Origin of the sequence: Williamwhitmania sp. (assembly GCA_035529935.1) — a bacterium.
Taxonomy (GTDB): domain Bacteria; phylum Bacteroidota; class Bacteroidia; order Bacteroidales; family Williamwhitmaniaceae; genus Williamwhitmania.
Genome location: DATKVT010000167.1, coordinates 1 through 16,505 on the forward strand (window position 1 = coordinate 1; position 16,505 = coordinate 16,505).

Here is a 16,505-nt window from a genome sequence, read left to right on the forward strand (position 1 = left end):
CGCCTGTATTTTGCAGGACAAACAAAATGATACAGTATAACAGTTACATTATGGCTTTTATGTATATAGTCACTCACATAACAAAAATATAATTAATTTTCGAAGCAGAGCTTCGAGGAATTAGACCTAACGAGATTAAAAGGATTCGTTTCTTCAATTTTTCTCGTGCAAATGAAATCTAAACCTTTCTCATCATATAGTTCAATTATAAAAGATTACACACAAGCGCGTTGCCTTATTAAACATAATTGAAGCATCAAAAAAAGGCGAGGAAAACCTCGCCTTTTTTTAAGCTTATAAAGTTGGAATTAATACCGTGCTCTAGGTTTATAGTGAGTATGGAGCAGCTCATGCGATTTATGACCAAGCGGTGCGCCCAAAAACTCAGCATAAATTTTTGAAACCTCAGGGTTTAGGTGGGATTTACGCAATGCCTTCCCTTGGTCTTCTTGGTAAATTGCAGCAGCACGTTTAGCTCTAACCTCAGGATTAGTAGGAATTGGCTGTCCTCCACCGCCAAGGCATCCACCTGGGCAGGCCATAATCTCAATGAAATGGTAGGAGGACTTACCTGCTTTAATACTCGAGAATAGCTCATAGGCATTTTGGAGCCCGTGGGCAACGGCGGTTTTTAACTCAACACCATCCAAGAACTTCCACTCTGGCTTGGGGTTTTCTATTTTAATAGTAGCCTCCTTTACCCCTTCCATACCCCGAACTGGAGTAATGTTGAGGTTTTTAAATGGAACTTCCCTACCAGTAACCAGCTCATAGGCAGTGCGAAGGGCAGCTTCCATAACACCACCCGTTGCCCCAAAGATAATGGCAGCACCGGTTGATTCACCCATGAGGCTATCGCACTTATCCTCAGGAAGGGTTACAAAATTGATTCCAGCTTGCTTAATCATAATGGCCAGCTCGCGAGTAGTCAGCACATAGTCTACATCTTTATAGCCACTGGAGCGCATTTCTGGTCTATCTGCCTCAAACTTTTTAGCAGTGCAGGGCATAATAGATACCGAAACGATATCTGCAGGGTTAATCTTGCGCTTTTCAGCATAATATGTCTTAACGAGCGCTCCAAACATTTGCTGCGGAGACTTGCAGGTAGACAGGTTGTCGAGATATTCAGGAAATGCATGCTCAATGAACTTGATCCAACCTGGAGAGCAGGAGGTGGCCATGGGCAACTTCACAGTAGGATCTTTATCAACCAATGCTCTCTTAAGTCTAGTTAAGAGCTCAGTCCCTTCTTCCATAATGGTAAGGTCGGCTGTAAAATCGGTATCTAAAACGGAGTCAAACCCCATTCGCCTCAGTGCAGAGACCATTTTGCCAGTAACTATGGCACCAGCAGGTATACCCAAATCTTCACCAAGGGCAATTCTTACGGCTGGTGCAGTTTGAACAACAACATGCTTTTTAGGATCGTAAATGGCATCCCATACCTCTTCAATGTAGTTCTTTTCGGTGAGCGCTCCGGTGGGGCATCGGTTAACGCATTGACCACAGTTGGAGCACACTACATCGTACATGGAGTTCTCGTAGAAGGTGGAAATCTTCATGTGCTCGCCCTTGTAAGCTACCGATAGGGCACCAAGGTGCTGAAGTTCCTCGCAGGTGCGCACACAGCGCTGGCAGCGAATACACTTGCTGTCGTCCTTAATAATTGAGGGAGACATTCTGTCGATGGTGTAGTTCTTCAGTGGAACTAGGTCAATAAACATTGGTTCCAAAATTTTAAACTCCGAAGCCAAGTTCTGCAGTTCACATTTACCATTTTTGAAACACTTTGTACAGTCCGCATTATGCTCAGAAAGCAGTAGTTCAATAACATGCTTCCTCGCGGTTCGAACCTTAAGCGTGTTAGTGTGAATTTCCATACCCTCGGCAGCAGGTGTTGCACAGGATGCTACCAATGCCTTTGCTCCCGTCTGTTCTACAACACATACACGGCAATTTCCCGCAATGCAGAGATCTTTGTGATAGCAAAGAGTTGGGATTTGAATGTTGAGCTGCTCGGCCGCATGGAGAACGCTAGTACCCTCATCCACAGTAACCGCCAAACCATCTATTTTGAGATTTATTTTTTTTACCATTGCAGTGAAATTTTCAAATTAGTAAATCATTTCCTCCTTAAAGTTCTCCACAATTGAAGAAAAGCTGTTGGCAACGCTCTGCCCAAGTCCACACTTGGCAGTGATTTTCATTGTTTGCGTTAGCTTGAGCAGCTGGTCGAGGTAGGAAATTGGCTTCTCCCCGCGCTTAACTGCTTCAATTCCAAGAAGCAGCTGCTGACAACCAACACGGCAAGGTGTGCACTGCCCGCAAGATTCTTCCTGAAAAAATTCAAGGTAATTCTTCAGCACGTTATACATTGAGCGAGAACTATTGAATAGCATCATTGAGCCACCAGTTGGAACTCCTTCAAAACCAATTATCGTTTCATTGAATTTTTTTCTAGGAACGCAAAATCCGGAGGCACCACCAACCTGAACGGCTTTGGTATCGCCATCACCAAACTCCTCCACAAAATGGTCCACGCTCATACCCAGTTCCAACTCATATATGCCAGCCTTTGGGGTATCACCAGAAACGGAAAATACCTTAGAACCACGGGAATCGGTAGTGCCCAAGTCCTTAAACTTCTGGGACCCATGTTTCAAGATCATAAACGCATATACCAGTGTCTCAACGTTGTTGATAACCGTGGGTTTGTTTCGAAAACCTGCCACGGTAGGGTATGGTGGCTTATTTCTTGGCTCCCCGCGATGGCCCTCCATCGACTCAAAGAGTGCGCTCTCCTCACCACAGATGTAGGCTCCACTGCCCATTATAATCTGAATTCTAAAGTCAATATTGAGTGACTTCAGCACTGCGTGAAAAGTGTCCAACTCAGTCTTAAGGTTTGGCAGTAAGAACCGATACTCACCCCTTAAATAGATAAAGCCCTGCCTTGCACCAATTACCTTGCCGCAAATGGCCATTCCACCAAAAACTTTATGTGGTACCTTAAACAGAATCTCGCGATCCTTAAACGTTCCAGGCTCGCCCTCATCAGCGTTGCAGACAACAAAACGCTCGTCGGCTGGCTGTTCAGAAGTAAACTTCCATTTTAGACCAGTGGGGAAGCCAGCGCCACCACGACCGCGTAGACCGCTGTCAAGTACCTCTTTTACAATGGTCTCGTTAGATAGCGAATATGCTTTCTGCAAAATTTCTTTAGGGTTTGCATCCTGGTCAAATATCAGGTCTACCCGTTTCAGATGCGTATATGTCATGATAATTTTACCTTTCTATTTATGGTTCTACTTTTTCATGTATTCGGAAATAATATCCCGAACTTTATCGGCGGTTAGCTCGGTGTATGCTTCATCGTTGATGAGCATTGCCGGGCCTTTATGACACCAACCAAGGCAGTTGGTTTCCAGCAGAGAAAATTTCCGGTTAAGGGTGGTTTCTCCAACCTTAATCTTCAGAATATCCTCAACGGTCTGCAGGATGGCATTTTTTCCCTTCATGGAGCAGGTAATGGTTTTACAAACCCTAATTACATACTTTCCACGCGGTTCGGTATCAAGAAAGGAGTAAAAGGTCGCCGTGCCGTAAACTTGGGCGGCCGAAATGTCGAGTTCGCGGGCAACTTCCGTCATTGCCTCCTGAGTTATAAATCGCTCCTCCTGTATTATACCCTGTAAAATTGGGATTAGCGCTTCCCTCGACCGACCGTGTGAATCGGCTAGGCTCTTTACTAAATCGCGAGTTTCAATCATAGCCATGCTAGTTAAATTTGAATTTTTGTTATTTCGTTAACACTGTTATTTATATAACGTCATTAACTTTTTCATCTTTTTGATCTTCAAGTATAAAACTATATTCGCCATAGGATATTTACCATGACTATTCAACACCTGGCGATATGAGAAATGTCATATTTCTTCAATAAATCTAGCCGCAATTCCAAAAAAAAGAGCCCCAATTGGAGCTCATTAACCTGAATATAAGTAGGTTTATTTGTCAATCAACTATTTTCATCTCATTGAGCAACCATCCAGCCCCAGCATATTTATCAATAATAAATAGGGCATACCTCACGTCGAGGGCAATATTACGACAACGACTATTGTCGAACATGATGTCGCTCATGGTTCCCTCCCAAACCCTATCGAAGTTTACGCCAATTAGCTGCCCCTTTCCATTTAGAACAGGAGATCCACTGTTGCCCCCGGTTGTATGATTCGTTGCGATAAAGGCTACCGGTAACTTACCCTTCTCACCAAAGCGGCCAAAATCCTTCATTTCGTACAGTTTTTTCAACTTAGGCGGAACAACATAATCGTATATTGTTGAATCATCCTTCTCCATTACGCCTGTGAGGGTTGACTGAAATTCATACTGCACGGCATCGCGTGGTTGATACCCCTGCACTTGTCCAAAGGCAATGCGAAGGGTGAAGTTGGCATCGGGATAAAAAGTACGCCTAGGATTCATCTCCATGGTGGCGCGCATGTACCGCCTCAATTGAATATTGATATCCTGCTCCATTTGGGCAAGCGAAGGTGCTACGGACTGGCTGTACATCTCCATGATATCATGATTTATTTTAACGGCTGGATCGAGTGAAACATCCCTAATAGAGGCTGAGTCTAGCTGCTGCAGAAGAGCAAAAGCCTTTAATGAATCTGCAAACATGGAACGCTGAAAAACCTCTGCAGCTATGGTATCGGGCCAGTGCCGAACATCCCTGAATGCAGCAAGCATATCTAGGGGAACAAACTGAGCTGAAACATTCTGCAGATAAGCACTCAACATCGAGGACAAAATCTTCCTGTCTATTGCTGGATCGTAATTCTTATAAAAGGTATGCAGGTAAGCGTTAAATTCCCTCAACTTTAGAGAATCAACTGAAGAAAACTCACTTTGCTTCTGAAGTTTTTGCGCTAAGCGCTCAAACTGGGCAGCCACTCTAAATATTTCTATGGAACCGATTGCCTCTCGGTAGTAATCACGAGCATGAGAAAAGGGTGCATATTCCTGATAATCCTGTTTTAACTGCGGAAGCAGCATGCCATACTGTGCAGTCCTCGCAGTGTTACCGTTTACCCAGGTGGAAAACTTTTCCTCCTGCTCTTCCTTCACCTGAATACCATTACTACGAGAAAGTCCATTAACTTCACCTATCCATTTTTTCCACCCATTCGCTACGGAGGCGTACTTAGCTGCATACATTATCCTTACTTTTTGGTCAGAGGCCATTGCCTCACCCATAATTTTCAAACGAGATTGCCGTAGCGCAATCTTGCAAGGATCACTTTGATCAACCAATTGTCGAACTGCAAACGAAGGAATGTATTCCTGAGTTCGTCCGGGATATCCATACACCAGCGTAAAATCACCAGCCTTAATTCCCTTAATTGAAAGTTCCAGAAACTTTTTTGGCTTATAGGGAACGTTAGAGGGCGAGTAAGGGGCAGGCTTGTTATCCTTTCCAGCATAGATGCGAAAGAGGCTGAAGTCGCCTGTATGACGAGGCCACATCCAATTATCGGTATCTCCTCCAAACTTACCAATTGATGAAGGCGGGGCACCAACCAAGCGAACATCGGTAAACTCCTCGTAGGTGTACAGGAAATATTGATTCCCATTGTAAAGTGGATCAACCTCCACAACATAGCTATTGCCCTTGGTTGCGTCAGCCTTCAATGCCTTTATTCGCTGGGAGATGAGCCTCTCACGATTTATTTCAGAAACAGTATCGGTAATACCCAGCAAAACTGTAGAGGTAACATCCTCCATGCTGACAAGAAACTTCACACTCAGTCCTGGATTCGGTAGTTCCTCTGCTTGAGACATGGCCCAGAAACCGTTTTCAAGATAATTGTGATCCAACGTGCTATGGGCCTGAATAGAACCATATCCGCAGTGATGGTTGGTAATTAATAGCCCTTCACCGGAGATAAGTTCTCCAGTACAACCACCACCAAACTGAACAACGGCATCCTTGAGGCTTGCATGATTAACGCTGTAAATATCTTCTGCCGTTAACTTAAATCCTTCTGCCCTCATCTCCTTCAACTTTTGCATACCAACGAGCAGAGGAAGCCACATACCTTCATCGGCAATGGCAGTTCCAGTAGTGATAAAAACAGCAACGAGAATCACTATAAATCTTCTCATACTTACTTTAATTTATGTTATTCACAAAGTTTTCTAATTCAATATAAAGCCGCTGAACGGGAAGACCCATAACGTTAAAGTAGGAGCCTTCAATTTTCTCAATTCCAATATAACCTATCCATTCCTGAATACCATAAGCACCCGCTTTATCCAAGGGCCTGAAGTGGTCAAGATAGAAAGTAATCTCATCGGCGGTTAACTCTCTAAAATACACATATGTAGAAACTGAGAACGTAGATATCTTTTCTGGTGTTGAAAGCGTAACCCCGGTGATTACCTCATGACGCTTTCCTGAAAGGAAGCGAAGCATTTCTGCAGCTTGAACAAGGCTTTCGGGTTTACCCAACAAAATATCCTCACAAATCACCACGGTATCGGCAGTAATCAAAATATCACCTGACACCAAATTGGGAGCATAAGCATTGGCTTTGAGGGCAGCTAAGTAGACCGGAACATTAGCCAATGGAATATTTGTCGGAAACGTTTCTTCAACATTGGCCGTGGTAAGAATCTCAAAATTAACACCCAACTCTTTGAGTAAGAGTTGCCGTCGTGGCGAGGCAGAACCCAGAAAAACTCTATAAGGTAAAAGTTTATGCTCAAGCATCAAAGCATCAATATTTTATACTCAACAATAAAATAAAAGCACACAGAGTATAAGATTCCGCCAAGCATAATAAACTTTGCGTAATTGCTAATTCTTGTATAATCTGTTTTGACCTTTGCAACAAACAGCCGAGCAATCATAAATAAAAAAGGTAGCAATACGAATGTTACTAGATAGGCCAACGAGAAGTAATCGAAACCTCCATCAGGAAGGAACATCAACCTAGTTATAAAGAGATACACCAATGCAAATACAGTTAACATAGAGAGAAGAATTACGACCCACTTTGAACTCTGTAGACCAAATGCCAAGGGCAGGGAGTTGCGACCAACAACGGAATCACCTTCAAAATCTTCCATATCCTTCACTATCTCACGAATGAGTGTAAGAATAAATGCAAAAAAGGAAAAGCCACCAACCCAGTAAATGAGCACATTCAAGTTAAGGCCAAGGTTAATGAGGTCAGAAAGGTATGCTTTATTGAGTAGTGGTAGTTCAAATATTAGGACTAGCATTGGGACAATGCCGGTGAGTACCGCCACCAAAATATTACCAACTAGCAGCTGGCGTTTGTAACTTACGGAATAGAACCATAGCAGTCCCGCTGCTAGTGGAAAAATCAGTGCAAAACTAAAAACATGCACAATGTAGGAAACATAAAGTCCAGAAGCAACTCCAGCGGTGTTCAGCCAAAAGTGTAGGGCGATACTGGCTCGCCGAGAAACCTTCTTACCAACTAATGGTCGGTTAGGTTTGTTTATGGCGTCGGTTTTAATGTCGAAGTAATCGTTGATCACATAACCAGCTGCCGCAATGCAAACAGAGGCAAGCACAAGAAATGCAAAGGTTACCGTTGACAGCTGAAGACTCAAGTTCATGAGTGACAGAATAGGTGCAATAACAAGATACCGGATGGCCAATTGGGTAATAATGATTATTACCAGGTTGTTCCACCGCATTAGCCTCATATAAGAGGAAAACTGGCTATTAATGAATTTCTTATACATAAGGCCAATAGTTTTGTGCTCGTAATACTTGTTCAACCACGTCTCTTACACAGCCTTCCCCACCCTTGTATGGCGAAATATAGTGTGCCAAATCCTTTATCTGAGGCACAGCATCAGCTGGAGCACAAGGAATGCCAGCCTGCTTCATTACCTCATAATCGGGTAGATCGTCACCCATGTAAAGTAGATCAACTGGGGCAATTGAATGTTTGCCACAAAAATCATTAAAATCACTTAGCTTATCGCGCGAGCCAAGATAGATGTCGGTAACGCCCAAACCTTGGAATCGAGCCCTTAAGCTCTCCGATTTTCCGCCAGAGATTATGGCAACTGGATAGTTCTTACTAAGCGCTAACTGTAAGGCATAACCATCACGCATATTAGCAGTACGTAGCATCTCTCCACTTGGGTGCAAATAGATTGTTCCGTCAGTAAAAACTCCATCCACATCAAAGGCAAAAGCCCTTACGCCTTTCAGTTCATTTTTAAAAAAATTACTCATGAGAAGTTATATCGTTATCCGTTTTATTTTCTGCTTTCTTAAGGGCAATCAGCTCACTAAATAGAGCATAGAGGCGCTGAAGCTGGGGCATTGAATGGAGCAACTCTTGGTGCTTCTCTAAAACAACCACATCGTTCCGCACAGCCGGACCGGTCTGTGCCTTTTCCGGAGATAGTTCAAAGGCCTTGCTTACCGTTTCAAGAATTAGTGGGTGAAGAATCTCCATTGAAAAACCTTGCCTCTGAAGAAATTCGCCACTCTTTCCAATTAAAAAGTTAGTGAAATTATTTCCTATCACTCCAGCCAAATGAACTAAAAGTCTTTGTTCTGAAGTGATTGAATGAACCTGATTCGTTACAGCACTTGCAAGTGCGGTGACAAGGGCAAGCGTATGACCATTGCTTGCTTCTATAAAGACGGCAACATTTGAAAGGTCCACCACCCTTCCTCGTGTAAAGGTTTGAAAAGGATAGAAGATAGCTGCATTCCCGTGCAGATTGAGAGCGGTAATGGAGACAGACCCAGAAGAATGAACTACCGTAGCACTATCGGGCAGCTGCAGGGCTAGCTCTTCTGCAACTCTACCAATTGCTCTGTCGGGAACAGCAATGAAGAAGATATCAGCACCTAGGTCAACTTGAGCAATAGAGGAGGCGTAAGTGCAACCTAGCTCATTAGCCAGAATAAGACCACTGGCAGGTGTAGGGCTTATAATCTGCCGAATAGAAAGCCCTGCATGCGCTAGGGCATGGCTTACACTCCAAGCCAGACCTCCTGCTCCAATGAAAACAGCACTAAGTTTATTGAGACCTTTTGACATAAAAATTCCCTAAACTGGTTGTAAATTTAGGGAATTTGAAGTTGTATTCCAATTGCAACGTTTACTTCGTCTTAGCCGGTCGACTTTTTATGAGTTCAGCACAACGTTCATAGTTTTCAAGTTGCGTGTAATGCTCTATTAAGTCATTATAAAATCCGTCATCTTCCCAAAAAAGATGACGGTCATTATAAACAAGTTTGCCGTTAATGGTGTAATCAAAAAACACCTTCCGATCATATTCTAGGCTAGCCTTAAAAGAGTTCTCATCATCTTCATCGTCCTCAACTTCAAAGGATGCCTCTGTTTGCTCTACAATTTCGTCCTCTAGCTCTTCAAAATAATCAGCGCTAGCACCGTCACTCTCACCAGCGGAGTATTTGAGATTTTCCTTCAATTCACCAAATTTTCGAAGATAGTTAAGAATCCCCAGTTCAATAGATAGTGCGTCCTTATTCTCATCAAGCATCTGCCGGTTATGAGTAAAGAATACCTCGAGCGACTTTGTTCGCTCCTGAGAAACTGGTTGTTTTAAAAGTTTGCGAATTTCTTTTTCATTCTCTCGAATAGCATTGAGATTTGTCCCAACCCGTTCTTTCAAGAAATTCACCACCTCAATCATCTTCTCTTTCATGGCTATCCCTTCATTTCAGTGACCAATTACACTACAATATACAACTGAAACGATAAAATGTTGGCATATTATTGACCAACAACTTGCTATCGATGGTAAAATATAAAAAAAGCCCGGTATTTCCGGGCTTAATGTTACTCATTCATTTTAAAATGTCCAAGATCTTTTAGTTCAAAATCTGCAATGTAAACTGCCCGCTCTCTATTTTGGGCTTTTGCCTTACGAATAAAAATTTCAGCAGAGGGTAGATATTCTTCATTTCGGGCCGAGTCATGAAGCAAGAGATACCCAATAACGATATTTCCAGCCATCTCTACCATTCTTCGAGCATGAAAGTCGATATATTCGGAATCGTTAATTTCAATAACAGAGGTAACGGTCTTCTGATATTCTTCTGCCATTTCCATAAGCATGCGTCGTAGGTGCTCCCGATCAGGAGCAACGTCAACCTGAGCATAAGCGTTCATCTGGTTGAAGAAAACACCAGTTGTAACTCCCTTTATAGCAGCAACAACCTGAAGTTGTGAGGTTCCTTCATATATGGTGGTAATGCGGGCATCACGGTAAATTCGTTCGATTGGGAAATCCTTCATAAACCCAGCACCACCATGAATTTGAAGCGAATCGTAGGCAATTTGGTTACAATACTCGGAAGTTATCATCTTCAGCAATGGTGTATAGGCATCGGCTAAGCGCTGAAACTCTTTCATTTCGTCACGCTCCTCCTTTTCTAACTTACGATCAGTTGCTAAGTGGGAGTATGCCTTATAAACATCTACAAACCTACTAGTTTCGTAAAGCAATGCTCGAGAAGCCTGCAACTTTACCCGCATATCGGTAAGCATTTCGTAAACCGCAGGGAAGTTAATTATAGTCTTGCCGAACTGTGTCCGCTCGTTGGCATACTTCACCGCTTCGCGGTATGCCGCCTCTGAAAGACCAACACTCTGAGCACCAACGCCCAAACGAGCACCGTTCATGAGAGACATTACATACTTGATTAACCCCATTTTGCGATCGCCTACCAGCTCAGCTGGAGCATTGGTAAATACTAGCTCGCAGGTTGGAGAGCCAATAATACCCAACTTATGCTCAATGCGTCTTACCTTAACGTCGTTGTGTGACTTATCGTAAACAAACAACGAAAGACCACGAGCATCGGATGTACCATCCTCCGACCGTGCAAGTACTAAGCTAATATCAGCATCGCCATTGGTAATAAAGCGCTTTACACCATTAAGTAACCAGGTGCCCTTCTTTTCATCGTAATGGGCCTTTAGCATAACGCGTTGAAGGTCGGAGCCAGCATCGGGCTCGGTTAGGTCCATCGCGTATGTCTTACCTTCGGCAGTTTGGGGTAGATAGTGCATTTTTTGCTCCTCAGAAGCAAACTCATGCAGCGTTTCGGCACAATCCTGAAGGCCCCATATATTGGCAAATCCAGCGTCGGCGCGAGAAACAAGCTCTGCAGCCATAACGTATGGAACCATGGGGAAATTTAACCCATTGTATTTTCGTGGAAGCGACATGCCATACAATCCGGCTTCAGCCAATGCACGGTGATTCTCAGCTGTTCCACGGGCATACTTAACGTGGTCGTTAATAACCTGTGGTCCTTCTGCATCTACGGATTCTGCATTTGGAGCGATGATGCTTCCGCATATCTCTCCTACAATTTCAAGTACCTTATCGTAGCTATCAATTGCATCCTCAAAGTCGATGGGTGCATAGTCGAAGCTCTCCTTGTCTGAAAAATTTCTCTCCTTGAGCGCCACAATCTTCTTCATGAGAGGATGCTCTAGATGAAACCTCAGATCCTTATTATCGCTATAGAAGTTTTCCATTTTTTTAGTTTTGATAGGTTTAAACCAGCAACACCCTACTTCGAATTTTTCTTGTAGTATTTAATCATTCGAGGAATAACCTCTGCTACCTCACCAATAATAGCGTAATCCGCTATTTGATTAATGGGAGCATTGGGGTCGTTGTTTATGGAGATAATCATGGCTGATTGATCCATACCAGCTGTGTGCTGTATTTGACCAGAAATACCACAAGCAATATAGAGTTTAGGGCGTACAGTAACGCCTGTTTGTCCAACCTGACGGGCATGTTCAGCAAATCCGGCATCCACAGCAGCACGTGAAGCTCCAACCTCTCCACCTAAAACTTCGGCAAGATCAAAAAGAAGTCTGAAATTCTCAGCAGAACCCACGCCATAACCACCAGATACAATTACTGGAGCGCCCTTAATATCAATTCTGCGTTCCTCAATATGTCTTTCTATGATTCTTACAATAAAGTCTTCAGGCTTAACAAATTTGCTAACGTCTACCTTCTTTACAGCACCCTTATGGTTGCCCGATAGCATCTCCTTTTTCATAACCCCTTCACGAACGGTTGCCATTTGAGGGCGATGATCGGGGTTAATAATGGTAGCAATGATGTTACCACCAAACGCAGGGCGGATTTGATAAAGGAGATTTTTGTAATGGGTGTTGGTCTTATTCTCGATATGATCGCCTATTTCAAGGCTGGTGCAATCGGCAGTAAGACCGCTATGCATGGCAGAAGAAACACGTGGACCAAGGTCACGACCAATGGAGGTTGCTCCAAAAAGAGCAATCTGAGGCTTTTCCTCCTCAAAAACGCCAATGGTTATGGCACAATGTGGCATGGTGGTATACGGGGCCAGACGTGCATCGTCCGCCAAGTGTACCATATCGGCACCATATGAAAAGAGTTGGCTATCAATGCCATTTAACTTATGGCCGATGGCCAAGGCCTCCAACTTGCATCCAAGTTGGTTGGCAAGAGAACGGCCTTTGGTAAGTAGCTCGAGGCTAACATCAGCAACTTTACCGTCCTCAATTTCGCAATAAACAAATATGTTGTTCACAATATGCGTCTTATGGGTTAAACTTAGGAAAACTAGCCGAGTGTATGGTTGGAGATAAGCTCCTTCATAAGCCAATCCATATCATCTTCAGAGGCCGTTAAGCGTTTGGATTCCTTAGCAGCAAGAACCACATTCTCAATTTTTTTCACCTTGGTTGGAGAACCAGAAAGTCCAAGCTGCTCACTTTCTGCATTAACATCAACCACTCCCCACTCAGCAATTCGAAGGTAGGTTCTACCCTGAAGTTCCATGGAGTAATCCTCGGTTAACTCTTGCAGCTCGGTTACGGTTCGTGCATGCTTATACTTCATCACAAACTTCGCATTACGAGGTCGGCACTCAGGAGCAGTGGCATTCACCGTAATAACACAAGGAATGGGGCAAGCAACCACCTCAATACCATGCTCAAGCCGACGCTTAATTATCATCTCACCATCTTCAAAGGCAATTATCTCCTCGGCATAAGTAATTTGTGGCATTCCCAATTTTTCGGCTACCTGTGGTCCAACTTGGGCTGTATCGCCATCAATTGCTTGTCTACCAGCAATTACCACGTTTGGCTTCAACTTCTCAATGGCCTTAGCTAGGGCATAGGAAGTGGCCAACGTATCGGAGCCAGCAAATTTGCGATCGGTAAGCAAGTATCCGTCGTCTGCACCTCGGTAAAGTCCTTCGCGAACAATTTCAGCAGCACGGCCGGGGCCCATGGTGAGCACAGTTATGGTTGTACCAGCATAGCGATCCTTGATCCGAAGAGCCTGTTCCAAAGCATTTAGGTCTTCCGGATTAAAAATGGCAGGAAGGGCTGCACGGTTAACAGTTCCGTCGGCCTTCATCGCATCCTTACCCACATTTCGGGTATCGGGAACCTGCTTTGCCAATACAACAATTTTAAGTCCCTTTTTTGTCATAGTAGATTGTATTAAACCTAGGTGGGCAAATATAGCAAAAAATGCTTCAGGTAAAAGCCCATCTGATTGACAGAACCTTAAGAAATCGATGCTCAATAGCATAACTAAATTGCATCTACTATAGTGATATTCAGCATTAAAGTTTTCTACATTTGTTTAAAACTTAACCATTATGATCACCTTTATTTTTTGCATTATAGTCTTAATTTTAGGTTACATATTCTATGGTCGCTTTGTTGAAAGGGTTTTTGGAGCCAGCGCCGAAAGGGTTACACCTGCATACACCCTTCAGGATGGAGTTGATTACATACCGATGCCCGTATGGAAAGTTTTCCTTATTCAGTTTTTGAATATTGCGGGACTCGGGCCAATTCTAGGAGCGCTGCTTGGTGCAGCATACGGGCCTGTTGCCTTTATATGGATTGTTTTCGGTTGCATTTTTGCCGGTGCAGTGCACGACTATTTCTCTGGTATGCTCTCCATAAAGCATGGTGGGTTAAGTATCCCTGAGATCGTTGGAACCTATCTAGGTGGAGGCTTCAAGCAGTTCATGCGGATTTTTACGCTTTTGCTTATGATCCTCGTTGGAGCGGCATTTATTTCAGGACCCGCAGCAATAATGGCTTCACTAACGCCAGAATCGCTAACAAAAACATTTTGGGTATGGATAATATTTGGCTACTATATCATCGCCACGTTACTTCCCATCGATAAGATTATTGGAAAGATTTATCCCCTTTTTGGTGTAGCCTTACTCTTTATGGCCTTTGGCATAGGCAGTTCTTTATTCTGGTCGAGTGCATCGCTACATATACCTGAACTTACGATTGACAATTTGGTAAACATGAAGAGCAATGCTGACAAATTTCCAATATTTCCACTTCTATTTGTCACCATCTCCTGCGGAGCAATCAGTGGGTTTCATTCAACTCAAAGCCCAATGATGGCTCGCTGCATTGAGAATGAAAAGTTGGGTAGGCGTGTATTCTATGGGGCAATGGTTGCCGAAGGGCTTGTAGCCCTTATTTGGGCTGCCATTGGCATGAGCTTCTACGGTGGAGTACACGAATTAAACCAAGCTATTGCCAGCTATCATAGCGAAGCAACTCTAGCGGTGAAAGAAATTTCCATAAAAACGCTTGGAAAATTTGGGGGTATTCTTGCCATACTTGGTGTTGTAGCAGCACCAATAACCACTGGCGATACAGCCTTTAGAAGTGCTAGGCTCATTACAGCTGACTTTTTGAAACTCGGTCAGAAAAAAATTGTAAAACGGCTAATGATCAGCATTCCCCTTTTCGCCCTTGGCTTTACCCTTACTCAGATGAAGTTTGACGTGGTATGGAGATATATGTTTTGGAGTAATCAAACACTGGCAACCGTTGTTCTTTGGACCATTACAGCCTATCTGGCAGGAGAAAAGAAACCATACTGGATCACCCTTATACCAGCAGTTTTCATGACTGCTGTCGTCACAAACTACATTCTTATCGCGCCAGAAGGTTTCCGAATAGATCAGCTCATGGGCTACTCCATTGCTATCCTATTTTCCCTTGGCTCGCTAAGCCTATTTCTGATTCTGAATACACAATACCAAGTGTTTGAGGCAAGGCATCTCAGGCAAATCTAACTATGCAAAAAAACAAAAGAAGAAGAGGTGAACCACTATTCACCTCTTCTTCTTTGTTGGTTGCTATGCCTCAGCAGTAGGCCCACCAAAGCCCATTGGAAAATTTCCGGCAGGAGACTCACTCAGCTTTATGGAGCCATGCATCTGCTCAAACTTTGAAATATTATCCTGCAGCGCCAAAAGAAGACGCTTGGCGTGCTCTGGTGTCAAAATTATTCTGCTCTTAACTGGTGCCTTGGGAACCCCTGGCATAAGCCTTACAAAGTCGATAATAAACTCCGATGAGGAATGGGTAATAATGGCAAGGTTGCTATAGGTACCTTGTGCCACATCATCGCCAAGTTCGATGTTGATTTGCTGCTGTTTTTTGGGATCGTTCATATCGCTTAAATTTTACGCCAATATATTAAAAAGAGCCGGGTAAAACACCCGGCTCCAAAAAGAAAAGTAAACTAGAAGAATATTATTCATCAATTTCCTCAACCTCTTCCTCCACATCCGAGTGGTGAAGGGCCTTGAAATCGTCCATCGATCCCACAACCAAATTGTCGAAAAGTCGTTGGCCTGTTCCTGCAGGTATAAGGTGTCCGCAAATTACATTCTCCTTTAATCCTTCAAGTCTATCAACCTTACCGCGAATAGCCGCTTCGTTGAGCACCTTCGTTGTTTCTTGGAAGGAGGCTGCCGACATAAAGCTGCTGGTTTGAAGAGCGGCACGGGTAATTCCTTGAAGTACCTGACTTGAGGTAGCAGAAATAGCGTCACGAGCAACAATTGGCTTCAGGTCACGGCGCTTGAGCTGAGAATTTTCATCTCGTAACCGACGCGTAGTGATAATCATACCAGGCTTCACGGAGGATGAATCTCCTGAATCTTCAACAATCTTCTTGTCGTAGAACCAGTCGTTTTCCTCCATAAATATCCACTTGTCAACAATTTGTTTTTCAAGGAAGCGAGTATCACCCGGATCGTCAATCTCCACCTTACGCATCATCTGACGAACGATAACCTCAAAGTGCTTATCGTTAATTTTCACACCCTGCATCCGGTAAACCTCTTGAACCTCGTTCACAATATACTCCTGAACTTTGGTTGGCCCTTGAATGGAAAGGATATCTGATGGAGCAACAGCACCATCGGATAGTGCAATACCAGCCCTTACAAAGTCGTTTTCCTGAACCAGAATCTGTCGAGCAAGAGGAACCAAGTATTTCTTCACCTCACCGGTCTTGCTGGTGATAATGATTTCGCGGTTACCACGCTTAATCTTGCCAAACGACACTTCACCATCAATTTCAGAAACGATGGATGGGTTTGAGGG

The 16,505-nt window shown here is 43.6% G+C and carries 16 protein-coding genes; 1 reads left to right on the plus strand and 15 read right to left on the minus strand.

Annotation, left to right across the window (positions count from 1 at the left end; translation table 11 throughout):
• The 13 genes from VMW01_12435 to VMW01_12495 form a co-directional block, all read right to left on the minus strand.
• Positions 1-77: IS200/IS605 family transposase (locus tag VMW01_12435; protein ID HUW07059.1), on the minus strand; the 77-nt coding region annotated here is incomplete at its 3' end.
• Between the two features lie 231 nt (positions 78-308).
• Positions 309-2,099, minus strand: a complete 1,791-nt coding sequence (locus VMW01_12440) for an NADH-dependent [FeFe] hydrogenase, group A6 (protein HUW07060.1) — start codon at positions 2,097-2,099, stop codon at positions 309-311.
• Between the two features lie 18 nt (positions 2,100-2,117).
• Complete coding sequence (locus VMW01_12445) at positions 2,118-3,281, minus strand: NADH-ubiquinone oxidoreductase-F iron-sulfur binding region domain-containing protein (protein ID HUW07061.1); 1,164 nt, start codon at positions 3,279-3,281, stop codon at positions 2,118-2,120.
• Between the two features lie 27 nt (positions 3,282-3,308).
• Complete coding sequence (nuoE, locus tag VMW01_12450) at positions 3,309-3,779, minus strand: NADH-quinone oxidoreductase subunit NuoE (protein ID HUW07062.1); 471 nt, start codon at positions 3,777-3,779, stop codon at positions 3,309-3,311.
• A 238-nt stretch (positions 3,780-4,017) separates the two neighbouring features.
• Positions 4,018-6,177, minus strand: a complete 2,160-nt coding sequence (locus tag VMW01_12455; protein ID HUW07063.1) for a S46 family peptidase — start codon at positions 6,175-6,177, stop codon at positions 4,018-4,020.
• Positions 6,178-6,184: 7 nt separating this feature from the next.
• Positions 6,185-6,784 carry a Maf family nucleotide pyrophosphatase gene (locus VMW01_12460; protein ID HUW07064.1) on the minus strand — a complete coding sequence of 200 codons (600 nt, stop codon included), beginning with the start codon at positions 6,782-6,784 and terminating at the stop codon, positions 6,185-6,187.
• The gene (locus VMW01_12465; protein HUW07065.1) at positions 6,784-7,791 is read right to left on the minus strand and encodes a geranylgeranylglycerol-phosphate geranylgeranyltransferase; all 1,008 of its coding nucleotides are present in this window, start codon (positions 7,789-7,791) and stop codon (positions 6,784-6,786) included. The genes VMW01_12460 and VMW01_12465 overlap by 1 nt, the downstream gene beginning before the upstream one ends.
• Positions 7,784-8,293, minus strand: a complete 510-nt coding sequence (locus tag VMW01_12470) for an HAD-IIIA family hydrolase (protein HUW07066.1) — start codon at positions 8,291-8,293, stop codon at positions 7,784-7,786. Before VMW01_12470 ends, VMW01_12465 begins: the two co-directional genes overlap by 8 nt.
• Positions 8,286-9,113 carry a DUF2520 domain-containing protein gene (locus VMW01_12475; protein ID HUW07067.1) on the minus strand — a complete coding sequence of 276 codons (828 nt, stop codon included), beginning with the start codon at positions 9,111-9,113 and terminating at the stop codon, positions 8,286-8,288. The genes VMW01_12470 and VMW01_12475 overlap by 8 nt, the downstream gene beginning before the upstream one ends.
• A 61-nt stretch (positions 9,114-9,174) precedes the next feature.
• Complete coding sequence (locus VMW01_12480; protein HUW07068.1) at positions 9,175-9,744, minus strand: hypothetical protein; 570 nt, start codon at positions 9,742-9,744, stop codon at positions 9,175-9,177.
• Positions 9,745-9,878: 134 nt separating this feature from the next.
• Complete coding sequence (locus VMW01_12485; protein HUW07069.1) at positions 9,879-11,588, minus strand: acyl-CoA dehydrogenase family protein; 1,710 nt, start codon at positions 11,586-11,588, stop codon at positions 9,879-9,881.
• Positions 11,589-11,623: 35 nt separating this feature from the next.
• Positions 11,624-12,643 carry an electron transfer flavoprotein subunit alpha/FixB family protein gene (locus tag VMW01_12490; protein ID HUW07070.1) on the minus strand — a complete coding sequence of 340 codons (1,020 nt, stop codon included), beginning with the start codon at positions 12,641-12,643 and terminating at the stop codon, positions 11,624-11,626.
• A gap of 32 nt (positions 12,644-12,675) precedes the next feature.
• The gene (locus tag VMW01_12495) at positions 12,676-13,554 is read right to left on the minus strand and encodes an electron transfer flavoprotein subunit beta/FixA family protein (GenBank protein HUW07071.1); all 879 of its coding nucleotides are present in this window, start codon (positions 13,552-13,554) and stop codon (positions 12,676-12,678) included.
• A gap of 172 nt (positions 13,555-13,726) precedes the next feature.
• Here VMW01_12495 and VMW01_12500 point away from each other — a divergent pair, with 172 nt between their 5' ends.
• Positions 13,727-15,184, plus strand: coding sequence for a carbon starvation protein A (locus VMW01_12500; GenBank protein HUW07072.1), 1,458 nt, complete (start codon positions 13,727-13,729; stop codon positions 15,182-15,184).
• Between the two features lie 63 nt (positions 15,185-15,247).
• Here VMW01_12500 and VMW01_12505 read toward each other — a convergent pair whose 3' ends face one another.
• Positions 15,248-15,565, minus strand: a complete 318-nt coding sequence (locus VMW01_12505) for a DUF3467 domain-containing protein (GenBank protein HUW07073.1) — start codon at positions 15,563-15,565, stop codon at positions 15,248-15,250.
• An 82-nt stretch (positions 15,566-15,647) separates the two neighbouring features.
• Positions 15,648-16,505: hypothetical protein (locus VMW01_12510; GenBank protein HUW07074.1), on the minus strand; the 858-nt coding region annotated here is incomplete at its 5' end.

Coding starts and splice junctions, on each gene's coding strand:
- VMW01_12440 (HUW07060.1), bottom strand. CDS start 2,099: ATGGTAAAAAAAATAAATCTCAAAATAGATGGTTTGGCGGTTACTGTG.
- VMW01_12445 (HUW07061.1), bottom strand. CDS start 3,281: ATGACATATACGCATCTGAAACGGGTAGACCTGATATTTGACCAGGAT.
- nuoE (HUW07062.1), bottom strand. CDS start 3,779: ATGGCTATGATTGAAACTCGCGATTTAGTAAAGAGCCTAGCCGATTCA.
- VMW01_12455 (HUW07063.1), bottom strand. CDS start 6,177: ATGAGAAGATTTATAGTGATTCTCGTTGCTGTTTTTATCACTACTGGA.
- VMW01_12460 (HUW07064.1), bottom strand. CDS start 6,784: ATGCTTGAGCATAAACTTTTACCTTATAGAGTTTTTCTGGGTTCTGCC.
- VMW01_12465 (HUW07065.1), bottom strand. CDS start 7,791: ATGTATAAGAAATTCATTAATAGCCAGTTTTCCTCTTATATGAGGCTA.
- VMW01_12470 (HUW07066.1), bottom strand. CDS start 8,293: ATGAGTAATTTTTTTAAAAATGAACTGAAAGGCGTAAGGGCTTTTGCC.
- VMW01_12475 (HUW07067.1), bottom strand. CDS start 9,113: ATGTCAAAAGGTCTCAATAAACTTAGTGCTGTTTTCATTGGAGCAGGA.
- VMW01_12480 (HUW07068.1), bottom strand. CDS start 9,744: ATGAAAGAGAAGATGATTGAGGTGGTGAATTTCTTGAAAGAACGGGTT.
- VMW01_12485 (HUW07069.1), bottom strand. CDS start 11,588: ATGGAAAACTTCTATAGCGATAATAAGGATCTGAGGTTTCATCTAGAG.
- VMW01_12495 (HUW07071.1), bottom strand. CDS start 13,554: ATGACAAAAAAGGGACTTAAAATTGTTGTATTGGCAAAGCAGGTTCCC.
- VMW01_12500 (HUW07072.1), top strand. CDS start 13,727: ATGATCACCTTTATTTTTTGCATTATAGTCTTAATTTTAGGTTACATA.
- VMW01_12505 (HUW07073.1), bottom strand. CDS start 15,565: ATGAACGATCCCAAAAAACAGCAGCAAATCAACATCGAACTTGGCGAT.